The sequence below is a fragment of the Candidatus Methylobacter oryzae genome (assembly GCF_003994235.2).
GTDB lineage: Bacteria > Pseudomonadota > Gammaproteobacteria > Methylococcales > Methylomonadaceae > Methylobacter_A > Methylobacter_A oryzae.
On record NZ_RYFG02000120.1, the window covers coordinates 1 to 15,751 of the forward strand.

Genomic DNA, 15,751 nt, shown 5'->3' on the forward strand with positions numbered 1-15,751 from the left:
ACTTACATACCGTTGCGGGGGCAGCGTCGGCTTTGGATACCGACTTCCCGTTTAACCATTGGGTTTGAATAACCCTCCGGAACCTGAAAGCTAGGGTGATTATAAGGGGTAGGGGGGATAAAGCAAATTTGCTGGATTGGGTATTGTGAATTAGTTTTTTATCTAGTCCTGTAGGTGGGCAGGAATAAGTCAGTTAAATTTAGGATAAAACCCATGTTATATAAAAGCTCTTTGTTATAGTTTTTTGCATTTAAAGCTGAGTTGAGCGGCTTGCCCGCTCAAACGAAACTTATGCCCTCTGGGTATAAAGCTGAGTTGAGCGGCTTGTCCGCTCAAACCCTACTTATGCCCTGTGGGTATAAGTACGTAATATCCGTACGAATAGGTATCTGGAAGTTTTGAGAAATAGTGCTTTTATACTGTTGCGGGGGGCAGTGTCGGCTTTGGTCTAAACCTTATGATTCGCATTAAATTCAAAAATACAAAACCGGAACAGGCACTTCACATTCCAGCCGCAAAAAACTAGACTACCCGTTTAACTTGCGGCGGCGCATTTATCGCCATAAAACAGGAGTCACTAAATCAATGAACCAATTAATTGCCATCGCAATGGGCGGGTCGGCGGGCGCAGTTGTGCGCTTTTTAGTGGCCAATGCAATTTACGGCTGGTTGGGGCGAACTTTCCCTCACGGCACCTTGTTTATCAACGTATCAGGATCGTTTTTGATGGGTTTCCTATCAGTTATGATGATGCAGCGCTTTCCGTTGGCAGTCGAATACAGGGCCGCTATTTTGGTGGGTTTTCTGGGCGCTTATACAACTTTTTCGACCTTTGCGTTAGAAACGCTCAATTTATTCGAGGAAGGCAATTTACTGAAAGCGGCATTGAATATCTTTCTTAGCACCGTGTTGTGTTTGGCTGCGGTATGGGTAGGCTTGGTGTTGGCACGACAGCTATTCGAGTCTGACCTTTATCCCTGGATGGGACACAATTTCCCTTACCGTGACTTGGCATTAGGCTTCTTGATGATTTTTCTGGCAGCCATTTTGACCGAATTTTTGTTCATGCGGCAAAGTTTAGCGCCCGAACTACGCGCCATCGGTTTAATTACGCTACTCGGTTTGTTGGCCATCGTATCGACGCTGTGGCTGAGCTTCAAGCTTGCCGATTGGCATCTGGAATTCAATAGCTTATTAAGTATATTTATCGTCAATGCCCTGTTTGGCGTGGTCGCGGTCTGGCTAGGCATGGCTGTCGGTCATTGGCTTTGGCAATTCAATTCCTCGGCGCAGTAGTCGGTCATGATGAAATACAAGGATAAAGCCGAGCCGGTTTTCGTTGCGCACTCTTAACAGGTTTCACGCTGGTGTTGCTGTTATGCCCAAGTATAAAAAACGCGTCATCCATGCCGGTATGACGTGCTATTTGAACAAAGTGATAGGTGCTAAGTTAACGTAATATCAGAATAGAGCGCGTGACGTGGACCAACGCCTGTTGACAACCGAACCGATCGGCCAAGCACTAAACATCCCCTCGCCGCGATGTCCCATCACGATCAATTCCATCTTTATTTATTATTCTCCGCGTGATAAAGAATTTGCTTGGCGGGATGGCCTACGGCCATTCTTTTTATTCCGCCATTGTGCTTCTATGAGTTCAATCAATTTGCCAAGCGGTTGCGGTAAATCTTAAATACCCTGCTTTGTTTTTCTAATTATTGCGCTGTATCAATCAGGCTTTAAAGGCTACATACCCACATGGAGGAACTCACGATATGCGGAAGATGAAATTCGTTAAGTAACTCAGTAATAATAACTTCCGCCTTGTTCGGCTCTTCGTAGAATTCGATGATCAATGGCAAGTCCAGCGATAAATCCACTAAAAAGCTGGTCCGCAATTTGCCGTTTTCGCTGAATCCCTCGACAGCCCTTAGCACGGTCATGCCGCGGACTTTCGCCTTGTCATGCAAATAATCGACGATCTTGCCCAGGATATGTTCGCTTTCCCGCAGATAAATACGAACTAATGTCACTTCGTGTTTGACCATAGATTGACTCCAAAATATATTTTTTAATGATTGCTGGGGCGTAAATTTTTTGAATTTACTTTGTTATAAAGACCTTGCAATTAGCAGGATGCCCGACATTGCAAGAAACACGGAAAACAAGCGCTGATATTTGTTCTGGCCAATATTCAAATAAAACGTCTCGTCAGCCAAAACAAAAAACAGCGAGGCGACTACGGCATAACTCGCTTGCTCGTAAAAGCCGATCCGGATTTGCTGCCCGCTAAACGCAAACAAGGTCAGCAACTGCACAAGCGCAAAGGTGGCATAGGACGCAGCCACCGTGACTCGTGCGGTGTCCTTCGGGTAAGCTTTTGGTGGACCAGTGCCGTCAACAGCGAGCCGCCAAGACTGCTTAAGCCGTGGATGACGCCCATCAACACGAAATACGGCTTTTCGTACTTCATCAGCGCATCTATCGTGCGTGTCGCGCCAGCCGAAAAATCCTTCAGCGCGATAAACAGCAAAAATACCCCGATGAACAGGCCGATATTGATTCGGGCATGCGTCACGATGAACAGAAACAACGCGATCGGCGGCAGGCTTAGCCAGAGGATACGGCGATAGAAACCTAAATCGACGTTGGCATGGTGTTTCGTAATTTGAAAGCTATTGATGACCAAGGAAATCGGCAGCAAGATCACCAAGACATCGATAAAATCGTAGCCGAGCAACAGCAAAATCGGCGCGCCGAACAACAAAACCCCGGCGCCGAAAATGGATTGTACGATGGTTGCTGCCACCACTGTGAGTAAAATGTCCGCAGACATTGAATAATCTCCCTTAATATTCAAATAGTTTCTAACTATAAAGAAAGCGGAGAGCAAACGTCAAAACTTCTCGCCAATATATTGGCTTGCATGACCCAAGTTTGCTTAAACCCTTTAATGCCGCCGGTCGGTCTCAAAATGCAGCGTGACCAGGGTTCCTCGACCCAACTCGCTGGTAATCGCGATCCGCCCGCCGTGCAACGCCATAATCGATTTAACAATCGCGAGCCCTAAACCACAGCCGCCCCCGGAGCGGGCCGAATTCACCCGGTAAAAGCGGTCGAATAACTTGGGTAAGTGCTCGGCGGCAATCCCGCAACCGTTGTCTTGTACCCGAATATCGACGCCGTCGTCATCGCCGGCCTGAATGGAGATGCGGATTTCGCCGTTGACCGGCGTGTGTTGAATGGCGTTGAGCAACAGGTTGCTGAGGACCCGTTTAAATAACTGGGCATCGGCATAAAGCTCGCCTTCGCCTTGGTAGACCAAGCGAATTTGCTTTTCTTTCGCCAACGCGTCGAGATAACTGCAAACCGCTTCGATCTCGGCGCGTACGTCCAGAGCGATTTTATGCAACGCAATTTCGGTGTTGTCGGCTCTGGCCAAAAACAGCAGGGTTTCGATAATTTGCGCCAAGCGGCGGTATTCTTCCAGATTGGATTCGAGGATGTTGCGATATTGGTCAGCACTTCTCGGTTGGCCCAGTATCACCTCGCATTCGCCGGTCAGGTTATTGACCGGCGTGCGCAACTCATGAGCCAAATCGGCGGAAAATTGCTGCAATTGCGCGAACGACTGGTCCAAGCGCCTCAGCATCGCGTTAAAGGCCACAGCCAGGTCGGACAGCTCACGGGGATAATCGGTCGATACCAATTGCTCATGGAGCTGCGTCGCGGTCACGCCTTCCATGTGGCGGGCCATGATCGCCAATGGCTTCAGTCCACGTCGTGCAACCGCCAACGCGGACAAGCCGGAAAACAGCAAGCCGATCAGCAGGGTCGCCGCCAGATTGCGCCGGTATTCGGCCAGCAAGGCGGCCTGATGGGAAATGTCCAGGCCAATCTGGATGGTATGCTTTGGCTTTGCATTGCTGATTGCCGTCATCAGCATAAAGTACCGGCCGTCGGGCAGCGCTTGGATTGTTTTGTTGCCTGGTTGCGATCCGGAATGCCGAGGAAATTGCAGCATCGCAGCCAATGCCGACATCCCCGGCGTTTCGCTCAGGTTATGTCCTTGCTCATCCAGAATACGCGAGTAATATTCGCCGGTCGGCAAATCCAGTCCTTCCCGTTGTTCGTCGGCCAAACGCTCCAAATTCAGCGGCTGCTCCGCCAATACGTTTTGCAGTAACTGGATTTCCTTCAATAAAAACTGCCGATTGTCTTGCGCAAAAGTCTCAGTCAACGACCGGTACAAATAAAAGCCGATGCCCAGAAAAATCAGCAACGCCGCCAACGAGAACAGCCCCGTCAATCGGGCGGTCATCGACCAGGGGCGAGCAGGATCAACGCTGTTCAAGGACATAGCCGATCCCGCGCACGGTATGCAACAGTTTTTGCGGAAACGGATCGTCGATCTTCTGCCGCAGGCGGCGTATCGCGACATCGATGATATTGCTGTCGCAGTCGAAACGGACATCCCACACTTGTTCGGCAATCAGCGTCCGCGACAGGACTTCACCGGGCCGGTTCATGAATAAGGCCAGCAGCGTAAATTCCTTCGGCGTTAAATCCAGCGCTTGCCCGCCGCGATAGGCTTTATGCCGGATCGGGTCCAGGGACAAATCGGCCAATTGCAAGTGCTCCGCCTGACGCACCGGCCCACGTCTTAAAATCGAGCGAATCCGCGCCAGCAATTCGACGAACGCAAACGGCTTGACCAAATAATCGTCGGCGCCCAGTTCCAGGCCTTTGACCCGATCGTCCAGCGTATCGCGCGCGCTCAGGTACAACACCGGCGTTTTCCGGCCCCGCCGTCTTAATTCCGCTAGCACCGACCAGCCGTCGCGTAACGGCACCATGACGTCGAGAATGATCAGGTCGTATTCCACGGTCGCGGCCAGCAATAAGCCTTCTTCGCCGTCGTGGCAACTATCGACCACAAAACCGTGTTCGCTCAGCCCCTTTTGCAAATAGGCGGCGGTTTTCTTTTCGTCTTCGACAATCAAAATGCGCATAGTAAAGTCGCCGTCCGCTTAACAATCACTTGAGCAAAAACCATAAACCAAAACCGGCTATGGCGGCTTCGATCATGTTCATAAACATTTGTGCCGAGAGTTTTTCGAGCAGATTTTTGCCGGTGTAAGTACCCAAGATCATCACCGAGCCTACGACCACCCCGTTCATCCACGCCGCAGGGGATATAGCCCCTAACTCCTGATAAGAAGCCAGTTTGGCGATGTGCATGATCGCGGTACCTAAGGCTTCACTGCCGATAAATGCGCCTTTGACCAAGCCGTAGGACAGGTAAAATGGCGCCAGGAAAGGGCCGGCACTGCCCCCAATCGCCGACACCAATGAAAAAACGGCGCCAATCGGCGCAAACCAACGCACGCTAAAGCTCGTATTCGAGCGGCTACACCAGCGCCGCCAAATGACGGAGCCGATCAAAAATCCGCCTAAAAATTTAAACAGTTCGGTGTCCGGCATTCGGGTGAACAGCCAGGCGCCCAAGATGGAACAAGGTATCGCCCCCAAAGCAAACCAGAACACCACCGGAAATCGTATCAGCGGCCAATTGAAGCCAACCCGGCTCAGATTGCCGATCAATTGAGCAACTGCGTACAACGGCACTGCATCGCGTATCCCGAACGACGCGACTAAAACCGGCAACAAAATGATGCCGCCGCCCGTGCCGGCAATCCCCGCGACAATCGAGGCGGCGAGAGCCGTCGATAAAATAATAAGCCATTGATCCATAAGAGATTGAAGATTCCTTGTGTCGATTTAGACATCAACGTTTAAAGGCTAACGTTAAAACACCGGCAGCAACGCCTCGCCGATTTGCAGGGCGCGAAAATAGCACAGCCACGAAGCGCCTGTCGCCAGGGCGGACAGCGCCAGGAACTGCCAGGTTCTGGCCGGCCAATGCAAGGGATTGCTCCATTTTCCGGCAAAGCCTACAAATGCCGCCAAAATCACAACGATCATCGCCGTGCGAATCAGTGTCGCCAAGTCGGAATCGATACTTTGAATGCCGATTTTGGCAAAAATGGCGGTCAGCGCCGCAAAGACGGCCGATAACAGCGCCCAAAAAAACCAGTGTGAAGTCATCGTCATCATCGATTAATGTCATCCTTCCGTGTTGATTGATGCGGTACTGCCCGGCGTTGCAGCACAAAATAACAGCTCGGCGTCGCAATCAACGACAGCAACACCGACAAAACCAAGGCCCCGATCACCGCAATCGCCAACGGTTTCAGCATATCCGAGCCGGCGCCTATACCGTAGGCCAACGGCAACAAGCCCAACGCGGCGGCCAACGAGGTCATCAATACCGGGCGTAAGCGCCGCCGTCCCGACTCCAGCAACGCCTGTTCCAAGTTCTTGTTTTGCCCTTTTAGCTTATGCACCGAATCCAGCATCAGAATACCGTTTTTCGCGACCACGCCAATCCCGATAATGGCTCCGAGTAACGACACGATATTAACCGAAGTCCCGGTCAAGAACCACGCCATCAGCGTACCGCACATCGCCAATAGCGAACCGAACAAGATCGCGACCGGTTCGCGGAACGAGCGGAACTCGATCAACAGCACGGTAAACACCAGGAAAATAGCCGCCAGCAATACCATGAGCAGATTTTGGAACGATTCCTGTTGCTGTTGAAACAGGCCGCCGAACTCCAGTACGCCGGCCGGCAGGCTGGGGTCTTGCGCCAGTTTGGCTTTGATGTCGGTCATGGCGCTGCCCAAATCGCGATTTTCCAGGCGCGCTGAAACCGCCACCAATTGCCGCAGGTCTTCCCGATGCAACTCCAACTGGCCGGGATCGATCACCCTATCGGCCACTTGCGATAGCTTGACGGTACGGCCATCCATTGAACGCAATGGCAGTTCCTTGAGATCGGCGATTTGCCGGCTGGCTTCGGACTTTATACGCACCCGGATATTAACGATTCGGTCGCCTTCCAATACGTACGAGGCTTTTTGGCCCAGCATGGCGGTGGAGACGGCGACGGCCACATCGTTGGCGGTCAGCCCGAAGCGCATCGCGTCGCTATAGCGCACGCGCAAATTTAACGAGGGACCGGTGGTTTCCAGGCCGTCGAAGCTATCGACCACGCCGGGAACGGTGTCCAGCGCCGCTCGCACTTGCGGGGCTTTTTGTTTCAGCCATTGCACGTCGGTCGAGAACAGTTTGATTTCGATTGGGCGCGGCGACCAGGTCAGATCGCCGATCAGATCGCCCAGGATGCCGGCGAACTCCCATTCCAGGCCCGGAACCGCCGCGTGCAGCCGTTGCCGCAGGTCGGCAACCACTTCGTCGGTTTTGCGTTGCCGATCCGGTTTCAGTTTCACCAGAAAATCGCCCTTGTGCGCCTGCGAAAGCCCCAATGCCAAGCGCGCGCCGGTCCGCCGGGAATAACCGTCCAGCTCCGGCATCGAGCGCAGTAGGGTTTCGGCTTGCCGCAATTGCCGGTCCGTTTCGGCAAGACTGGTGCCCCACGGCGCATGATAGTCCAGTACGAAGCCGCCTTCGTCCATGAACGGTAAAAACTCGCTGTCCAACTGCTGATATAGCCAAACTCCCGATAGCAAGATCAAGCCGCAAACGGCGAGAACGGGCTTGGCCTGTTGCAGCGCCCAATGCAGGCTTTTTTCATAGGCCTTACTCAGTTTGCCGAACCAGCCGCTTGTCGCGGGTTGTTCAATCGCTACGGATGGCATCGCCGCGAGTTTTTCCGGATGTGCGGCCTGTTCGGACGAAGCAAGCCACCAACTGGCCAAGGCCGGGATCAGCGTCACCGCCAACAGCAATGAGGCCAGCAGCGACACCACCATGGTCAGCGCCAATGCCTTGAAAAAACTGCCGGCGACGCCGTCCAGAAACGCCAGCGGAATAAACACCACGACCGGCGTCAAGGTCGAGGCGAGCAACGGCCGGAAGATTTCCGCCAGACCCTCGGTAACTGCGTTCAGATGCTCCAGCCCTTGCTGCAACTTGGCATGAATCGCTTCCACTACGACGATGGCGTCGTCGATAATCAAACCGATGGCGGCGGCAATGCCGCCCAAGGTCATCAAATTAAAGCCCAGACCGCTGATGCGCAGGACCAGAAACGCCGCCAATACCGTGACCGGGATGACCACCGCCGCGATCAGCGTAGTACCCCAGTTTTTCAGGAACACATACAAAATCGCGACCGACAATATCAGCCCCAACACGATGGCTTCCCAGACGCTCCGGATCGAGTCGTCTACCAATAGCGACTGGTCGTAAAACACCTGAATCCGCATGCCGGGCGGCAGGCTTTGTTTCAAGCTCTCCAGCTCCTGCTTGAGTTGCCGTGCTATATCCAGGGTGCTGCCGTTCGGCTGGCTGTAGATGTTCAGCAACACCGCATTGACGCCATCCGCCGTCACGATATTAAACGCCGGTTCCTGGCTGCGTTCGACGCGGGCAAAATCCTTGATGCGGATCGGATGCGCGGTTGCCGTCGCGGTTTGCGGCGGCGTTGACGGAACCGGCGCCGCTGCCGGCATCGACACCGTCAGATTTTCCAGTTCCTCGATCGAATGAATACGGCCGTCGGCCACGGTCAGATATAACTTATAGTCTTCTTCCAGCATCCCGGTGGGGACGATGAGATTGTTTTTGAGCAATGCATCGGCGACTTGGTTGAGACTCAGATTGACGGCTTGCAGCCGCAACGGATCGACGACGACGTGATATTCCGGCACACGCCCGCCGACGATGCCGGTCCGGGCGACGCCGGGGATGCGCAGCAAACGCGGTTGCAGCGTGTAACGGGCGGTTTCCCATAATTCAGTCAGCGAGTGGCCGGGACCGGTCAGACTTAAACCGATCACCGGAAACGCGGCAAAGGTCAGCCGCCATACGGCGGATGTTGCTGTCGGCGGCAGGGATTTTTGCACGTTGGCCAGCCGGCCTTGCACGAACAGCTCCGCTTCCACCATATCGGTCTGCCAATCGAAAAACACGTTGACTTCCGCCGAACCGCGCCCGGTTTTCGAACGTATCGTGGTAACGCCGGGAATGTCCTTCATGGCTTCCTCGACCGGCCGGGTGATGGTCGCCATCATTTCGTTGGCGGGCATGACGCCGTTATCGATCAAAATCACCACGCGGGGAAAATCGGTGCGCGGAAAAATCGACGACGGCATGTTCAACGCGGCGTAGGCGCCGGCCAGACAAAGTACAACGCACAAGAACACGATGGCCAGGCGATGGCGGAGCGGAAAGGCAAAGGACGACAGCATTATTCGATAACCCGGATGCGCGTTTCGTCGGGCAGCCCATAAGCGCCCTCAGTCACCACGGTCATGCCTTCGTGCAACTGATCGCCGGCTATTTCCACCCGGTTGCCGTCGCGCAGTCCCGTTTCGACCGGCACCCGTTTCGCACGGTTGCCGTCGACTAAAACCAGCGTGCTGCCGCTATCGCCATGCACCACGCTCTCGACGGGCACGGTCAGCCGGTCGGTCAATGCTTCTACCCGAATACGCATCCGAGCGAATTGCCCGGCGCGGACCCCGGCACCGCCGGGCAAGGTCGCCCGGACCAAAACCGTATCGGTCAAGGGATCGATTTGCGGGCTGATGAATACGACTTGTCCTGCCACGGGTTGATCGGCTGGCGAACCCGGCTCGAACTCGACCGGCTGGCCCAAGCGAACGGCGCCGATTTCCTGGCTGGGAATTTTGACGGCGACATCCAGCCGTTTCAGGTCGATCAGATCGGCCAAAATATTATTGAGGCCGACGGCCTCGCTGGCTTTGACATGAATTGCGGCAACGGTGCCGTCCAGCGGGGCTTTGATCGTGAGCAGATCGCGTTGCGTTTCGGCATTCGCCAGATCCTTGCGCGCCGTTTGCAGCAGTTGTTCGGCCTCGTCGTAGAGCTTGCGCGATACATTGTCCGCCGCATTCAATTGCTGTTTGCGAGCAAAATTCTTCTGCGCGAATTCGACGGCGACCTTGGCTCTGGCGGTCAGGGCATCGGCGGCGCGGCTGTCGAGTTCGAACAAGACGGCGCCTTTTTTAACGAATTGGCCTTCTTCGCAAAATACTCGCGCTATAACGCCGGCCGCCGTCGCCGCGAGTTTGGAACTGGCCGCCGGTTTGCCGGCCATCGCGGGTTCCGGCTCGACCATGCCATAAGCCACGACGTAGCGGTAGAGCGTGGTTTTTGCGATCCGGGCGATTTTAACGGCCACTTCGGTTTCGACTGCGGTCTCGTTTTCGGCGTTTGCTGCCGGCCGTAATGCCATGAGGCCAAAGACCGCGGCGGCGATCAGGGTTAACCACGCGATGGGTTTCATGGCTTGGGTTCCATCGCGGCTAATTCGGCAATCGAAGTGGACGTAAGTACCGAATGCAGCGGTCGGCGGAGCGTATCTTCCAATCCGTTCAGCGCCTGTTGAGTTTCGACCCGTACATCCAACCGGGCACGTTCCGCCAAGATTTGTTCGAGTTCGGTACTCAGCAACGCCACGCGGTCCGTTTCGCCGGCTTGATACTGGGCTTGCATCGCCATCGAGTTGCGTTTCTGGGTTTGGACTTGGTTTTCGCTATCCCGCCATTTATCCATCAGCGCCGCGACGCCGGCATGCGCATGATCGATGTCGCCGATGATTTTCATTTGCAAGGCTTCGAAGCGCGCGGCCATCTCAGTCCGCTTGGCTTCGGCTTCCGCGATCGGACCTTGGTTTTGATGGAACAGCGGCAACGGTAACGTCGAACCCAGCGTCCAGCGGTGTTCGCCCATTTCCCAGGAATAACCGGGATTGGCTTGCAGATTCGGGTATTGGTTGGCGATTTCAAGCTGCAACGCCGCCTGGGAAGCTTCGTAATCGGCCAACGCCGCCAATATATCGGGGCGGGTGTGCAAAGCTTGTGTTTTTAGCACGCCGACGGGAACGTCCTGCAAAGCCGGATTGACGGCAAAATCATTGAAGTCGAAGACCGCGTTTGCCAAACCATCGACTGGTATGCCGATGGCCGTTGCTAACGTCACCTTGCTTTCCGCTACGCGTTTTTGTGCCGCATCGGCATTGAGTTTGGCTTGATTGAGCGCCAAATGCGAGCGGCTGATTTCCAGCGGCCCGATTTCGCCGACGGCCAATTGTTGTTCCAGGCGTTGATTGATGGCTTGTTGAACGGCGAGTTGTTGGTCGGCAAATCGCGCCGCTTGCTCGGCGGCGAACGTCTCCAACAACGCCGCCCGCAATCGCCCGCGTACCAGCCAGGCGGTGTCGGCAATCCGTAAGCGGGCCGCGCCGGCCAGTTGGCTGGCCTTCTCAATCCTATAATCGCGTTTGCCGGCGGTTTCAATGGGAATGCCGATGGAACTTGCTGCAATCCACGGCACGGCGGCGGTTGCCAAATTGCGCACCCAGGTAGGCGAAATCGTGATGAATGGGTTGGGACGTTGCCCGGCGGTCTTAATGCCGGCCGCCGCCCATTGCGTTTGCGCACGGGCAACCGCTAGGTCCGGGTGGTAGAAAATCGCCGCCAGGGTTAATCGATCCAGGTTCCAGGATTGGGTGGCATTGATCGATTTTTCCCTTGTTGCCAACCGAATAAAATTCATCAACTCGTGGTTTGAAAGAGTCCGTTGTTCCAGTTGAGACGCCGACTCACTGGGTTCGAGCCCACGCGCCTGGAATTCCGTGCAGCCGGCGAGCGCCAGATTAAGTAGGAATAAAATGAAAAAAATAATAAACGGTCGATGCATGGTTAGATGATAATAACTTGTTCCTGACTCAACCATGACGGAAAGATTACATTTTTGTCAGAATCGCCGGTTGTTAATGCCAGGCTAAAGCTCGAATCCGCCGGAAACGTCGCTTCGCGCTATGCATTCGGATGGCCTTATTCCTGCCTACGCCTTGCCATAGCTGGGACAACATTTTTTCGGCGGGCAATAATCCAGTTGACGTGCATCACCCCGGCATTCAGCTAGCAAACTCAACGGGGCAAAGCGAAAGGAAAAGATCATGAATTGGTATCTGGAAGTTTTGAGAAAATATGCAGAGTTCGATGGCCGGGCCTGCCGGCAAGAGTATTGGTTCTTTTGGTTGTTTAATATTCTTATCAGCGCCTTTCTGGCGACCATTGACTTTTTTACCGGTACTTTTAATTTTGCAACCGGCGTCGGCCTGTTAAGCGGCCTTTATTCATTGGGTGTTTTGATTCCCGGCGTAGCGGTAACGATTCGAAGATTGCACGACACTGACCGCAGCGGCTGGTGGGTATTGATTCCGCTGATTCCAATCATCGGCGGAATCGTGCTTTTTGTTTTTATGGTTATGGACAGCACGCCCGGCGATAATGAATATGGTCCGAACCCAAAGCAGACCGGCATACTTGAGGTTTAACAACTGAATAGAGATAGCTTCCCCAAATTTGGGCGCGCACGGCGCGCCCTACGCTATCTCTAGATTAGGTGCCGTTATTGGCGAATAAAAAATGAGGTCTTCAATCCTCAATATTCTCAGGCGTCACTCTTAACATTTCATCGACACTGGTTATTCCGGCCGCGACTTTTTCAGCCGCGCTCAAACGCAATGGCCTCATGCCTTCTAGCATGGCCTGCTTTTGCAGTACGCCGCTGTCGCAACCGCTGACCATCATTTTCCTCAGCGCCGCCGAGTTGCTGAATATTTCATAAATTCCGATTCTGCCCGAATAGCCGGTGTGCCTGCATTCCTTGCAGCCGACCGCTTCGTAGATATGGCGAGGAGTGGGCGCTGTGTAAGGCGTAATCAGTTGCGACCATTGCTGATCGTCTATGCCGACCTGTTTTTTACAGTTCCGGCATAAAACCCGCACCAGGCGTTGCGCCATTACGCCGAGCAACGTGAGTTGAATCAGGTAAGCAGGCACGCCAATATCCAGCAACCTTACTACCGCTGACGGCGCATTATTGGTATGCAACGTGGAAAATACCAAATGCCCGGTAAGGGACGCTTGGATAGCCATTTCCGCCGTCTCCAGGTCGCGTATTTCGCCGACCATAATAATATCGGGGTCCTGGCGCATTAGCGTGCGAATGCCGCTGGCGAAAGTCAGTCCGATATTGGCTTTAACCTGTAATTGGTTAAAGCTGGGTTCGATTTGTTCAATCGGGTCTTCGACAGTGCAGAGATTGACTTCGGGCGTCGCGAGATGTTTCAGCGTTGAGTACAGCGTGGTGGTTTTTCCCGAGCCGGTAGGGCCGGTGACCAGGATAATGCCGTGCGAGTGCTGAATTAATCTATTCCAGACGGCTTTTTCATGATTGTTAAAGCCGAGTTGCTTGTAATCGCGCGTCAGCACTTCGGGATCGAAGATACGCATGACCATTTTTTCGCCGAACGCGCTGGGCATCGTCGAAAGCCGCAATTCAATCTCTTTTTTTCCTGAGATGTGCGTTTTAATGCGACCGTCTTGCGGCAAGCGTTTTTCGGCAATATCCATCCGGCCGAGAATTTTTAAGCGGCTAAGGACCGGATTCATAACGGCGGCCGGCAGTTGATAAACGTCGTGCAAAATGCCGTCGATCCGGAAGCGTACATTGCCTTGATTACGGCGGGGTTCGATATGAATATCGCTGGCACGTTGGTCGAACGCATACTGCATCAACCAGTTAACCAAGTTAACGATATGCTGGTTTTCCGCATCCAGGTTATTGATCTGGCCCAGCTCCACCAGCTGTTCAAAGTTATAAAGGCTGTTGACAGATTGGTTAGCGGAATTGTCCGTGGCGCCTTTTAAAGATTTTGCAAACGCATAGAATTCGCCTAAATAGCGTTTGATTTCATCAGGATTAGCCAATACACGGGATATTTGTCCCGGTTGAATTTTTCTAAGATCCGCCTCCCATGCTCGAATATAAGGTTCCGCGGTAGCAATGACGGCTTCATCTTTATTCACCTTAATTGGTAGGATATTGTAATTTACCGCATAGGCGTGACTGTAAATTGAAGTCACGGAAGGAATGTCGATTTTTAGCGGATCGATGTAGTAATAGGGCAGGTTGACTTTCTTTGCCAACCACTGCGTTAAATTCTCAAGCGTCAGCGGTTTTCCGAACTGAGTTTGGTCGGTTACGACGCATTCGGTAAGGATGTTAAGCGGGTGCTTAAGTTTGTTGGCAGACGATTTTCCGTATATCCGGCATTTTTCCAGGTCCGCGTTCGAGATTACCCCGTCTTCTTGCAACCAGAATAATACTTGCTCAAGCGTTAGCTTTCCTTCGCTTGGGTTGGCTAATGATGGGGATTGTTTCAGCAACTGTGTAGACATTAAATTATGGTTTAGCGATGGCCGGTAAGTAATTGTAATCGGTAGTCAAAGGCGCTTGTTCCGTTCGGAGCGTTTCAACACATCCCAGACCGAACGCAGATTGGATTCGGGTTCGGGCAACAGCAACGTGATGATTATCTCTTCAATGGCGGCGAGCAGGCATATTACCGCAGCGATTCGGAACGGCCATGCCGGGCCATGCAGAAACAGTACGTATAAAGTCGAGCCCATCGACGCGGCGGCGATTTTGACGCCCCAAGTATGGTAACTGGTAAAACATCCGAACTTCAGGATGCCGGCTAGTGCAGGTAATAAGCAACTGGCTACTATTAAAGCGACATAAAGCGCTTCTCTTAGGACTACCTCGGGCCATAGCCACCAACAACTTAATGCGATGGTCAGGTAAGTGATTACGTCCGCCCAACTGTCAAGGGACGCTCCAAACGGGGTCACTTGGCCGGTTAAGCGGGCTACCATGCCGTCTAGCATATCGGTAACAAATGCAATCGCCAGCAGTACCATAAAGGCAACGCCATGGCCGTTCCAGGCTAACGATAACAAAACCGGGGCGGCGACAAAGCGGAACCCGGTCAGCAGGTTAGGCAAGGTTAGTTTGGACTGCGTGGTGTTCATAACGTAAACGAGGCCGTTAACGGCGCATGGTCTGAAAGCGTATGCCACGGTGCATGGGCCAGCCGCTCGCACGATACCGGGATAAAGCCGCGATAATAGATGCGATCCATCGGTAAGAAAGGCAGCCAGACAGGAAAGCTTCGCGCATAGCGGCCATGGGTTTCACGAAAAATCTCTTGCAAGCCCAGATGGTCGTGGAAAAAACGGTCGGCCTGGCCGAGCCAGTCGTTAAAATCGCCGGCTATGATCAGCGGTGCATCCGGCGGTACATGGCTATCGATACGCGCGGATAATTTGTTGATTTGCAGGCGGCGTTCTTTTCCTATTAGGCCGAAATGTATGCAGATAATATGAATATCCAGAGTAGTTCCAGACACTCGGTCGCATCGGTTCTCTCGGCAACTGCTCCTGCGTTGCTCTACCTGCTGCGCCCCTGGCAGTCGAATAACACCGTGCAACAGGCTGCGGCTGGCCCAGGGAAAAGGCGATACGTTAATGTTTTCCCAGCTTTGGAACGGGTGCTTGCTCAGTATGGCGTTGCCGTGATGGCCGGCATTGTAAATCGCATTTTTGCCGTAGGCGTGGAAAGGCCAGACGTTTTCAGCAAGAAATTCCAGTTGCGATAAAACCGGCCAGTCAGGGATCTTTTTTTGGTGGCCCAGATGCTCGCCTTGCATTTCCTGCAAGAACACCAAATCGGCATCGGTGGCTATTAGCGCGTCGCGAATCTGGTGCAGCACAAAGCGCCGATTGCCCGCATTAAAGCCTTTATGGATGTTGTAGGTTAATATTCGTAATCCTTTTTTACTCAT

Annotated in this window: 15 protein-coding genes and 1 riboswitch; of the genes, 2 read left to right on the forward strand and 13 right to left on the reverse strand. The window is 53.3% G+C overall.

The genetic code is table 11. The annotated features are described in order from the left end of the window. A riboswitch (cobalamin riboswitch) is annotated at window positions 1–102 on the reverse strand. This riboswitch is flagged as partial in the annotation. Window positions 103–585: 483 nt separating this feature from the next. After that, window positions 586–1,296, forward strand: a complete 711-nt coding sequence (gene crcB, locus EKO24_RS19980) for a fluoride efflux transporter CrcB (RefSeq protein WP_127026946.1) — start codon at window positions 586–588, stop codon at window positions 1,294–1,296. Window positions 1,297–1,739: 443 nt separating this feature from the next. Here the strand turns inward: crcB and EKO24_RS19985 are convergent, their stop codons facing one another. The 10 genes from EKO24_RS19985 to EKO24_RS20025 all read right to left on the reverse strand — a co-directional run bounded on the left by EKO24_RS19985 (window position 1,740) and on the right by EKO24_RS20025 (window position 11,754). Further along, window positions 1,740–2,048, reverse strand: coding sequence for a DUF190 domain-containing protein (locus EKO24_RS19985; protein ID WP_127026947.1), 309 nt, complete (start codon window positions 2,046–2,048; stop codon window positions 1,740–1,742). A 63-nt stretch (window positions 2,049–2,111) separates the two neighbouring features. Beyond that, window positions 2,112–2,348, reverse strand: coding sequence for a hypothetical protein (locus EKO24_RS23315; protein ID WP_241674720.1), 237 nt, complete (start codon window positions 2,346–2,348; stop codon window positions 2,112–2,114). Beyond that, the gene (locus tag EKO24_RS19990; protein WP_241674721.1) at window positions 2,306–2,836 is read right to left on the reverse strand and encodes a hypothetical protein; all 531 of its coding nucleotides are present in this window, start codon (window positions 2,834–2,836) and stop codon (window positions 2,306–2,308) included. The genes EKO24_RS23315 and EKO24_RS19990 overlap by 43 nt, the downstream gene beginning before the upstream one ends. 114 nt (window positions 2,837–2,950) lie before the next feature. Beyond that, window positions 2,951–4,360, reverse strand: a complete 1,410-nt coding sequence (locus EKO24_RS19995; protein WP_127026948.1) for a heavy metal sensor histidine kinase — start codon at window positions 4,358–4,360, stop codon at window positions 2,951–2,953. After that, the gene (locus EKO24_RS20000) at window positions 4,341–5,012 is read right to left on the reverse strand and encodes a heavy metal response regulator transcription factor (protein WP_005372060.1); all 672 of its coding nucleotides are present in this window, start codon (window positions 5,010–5,012) and stop codon (window positions 4,341–4,343) included. Before EKO24_RS20000 ends, EKO24_RS19995 begins: the two co-directional genes overlap by 20 nt. Window positions 5,013–5,037: 25 nt before the next feature. Next, window positions 5,038–5,754, reverse strand: a complete 717-nt coding sequence (locus EKO24_RS20005) for a sulfite exporter TauE/SafE family protein (RefSeq protein ID WP_127026949.1) — start codon at window positions 5,752–5,754, stop codon at window positions 5,038–5,040. Window positions 5,755–5,808: 54 nt separating this feature from the next. Further along, window positions 5,809–6,108 (reverse strand): EamA family transporter, encoded by a 300-nt coding sequence (locus EKO24_RS20010; protein ID WP_241674722.1) that lies wholly within the window; start codon window positions 6,106–6,108, stop codon window positions 5,809–5,811. Window positions 6,109–6,113: 5 nt separating this feature from the next. Continuing rightward, window positions 6,114–9,278 carry an efflux RND transporter permease subunit gene (locus EKO24_RS20015; protein ID WP_143733265.1) on the reverse strand — a complete coding sequence of 1,055 codons (3,165 nt, stop codon included), beginning with the start codon at window positions 9,276–9,278 and terminating at the stop codon, window positions 6,114–6,116. After that, window positions 9,278–10,339: an efflux RND transporter periplasmic adaptor subunit gene (locus EKO24_RS20020; protein WP_127026951.1), complete on the reverse strand. Its 1,062-nt coding sequence runs from the start codon at window positions 10,337–10,339 to the stop codon at window positions 9,278–9,280. Before EKO24_RS20020 ends, EKO24_RS20015 begins: the two co-directional genes overlap by 1 nt. After that, the gene (locus tag EKO24_RS20025; protein WP_127026952.1) at window positions 10,336–11,754 is read right to left on the reverse strand and encodes a TolC family protein; all 1,419 of its coding nucleotides are present in this window, start codon (window positions 11,752–11,754) and stop codon (window positions 10,336–10,338) included. Before EKO24_RS20025 ends, EKO24_RS20020 begins: the two co-directional genes overlap by 4 nt. A 262-nt stretch (window positions 11,755–12,016) precedes the next feature. On the opposite strand from EKO24_RS20025, the gene EKO24_RS20030 reads away from it, so the two are divergent. Continuing rightward, window positions 12,017–12,397, forward strand: a complete 381-nt coding sequence (locus tag EKO24_RS20030; RefSeq protein ID WP_127026953.1) for a DUF805 domain-containing protein — start codon at window positions 12,017–12,019, stop codon at window positions 12,395–12,397. A gap of 100 nt (window positions 12,398–12,497) precedes the next feature. Here the strand turns inward: EKO24_RS20030 and tfpB are convergent, their stop codons facing one another. The 3 genes from tfpB to EKO24_RS20045 are packed head-to-tail and all read right to left on the reverse strand — an operon-like array spanning window position 12,498 to window position 15,751. Then, entirely contained in the window at window positions 12,498–14,306 is a 1,809-nt protein-coding gene (gene tfpB / locus EKO24_RS20035) for a type IV pilus assembly ATPase TfpB (protein WP_127026954.1), read from the reverse strand. Window positions 14,307–14,351: 45 nt separating this feature from the next. After that, on the reverse strand, window positions 14,352–14,939 hold the full coding sequence (locus tag EKO24_RS20040; protein WP_127026955.1) for a CDP-alcohol phosphatidyltransferase family protein: 588 nt from the start codon (window positions 14,937–14,939) through the stop codon (window positions 14,352–14,354). Then, window positions 14,936–15,751: an endonuclease/exonuclease/phosphatase family protein gene (locus EKO24_RS20045; protein WP_127026956.1), complete on the reverse strand. Its 816-nt coding sequence runs from the start codon at window positions 15,749–15,751 to the stop codon at window positions 14,936–14,938. The genes EKO24_RS20040 and EKO24_RS20045 overlap by 4 nt, the downstream gene beginning before the upstream one ends.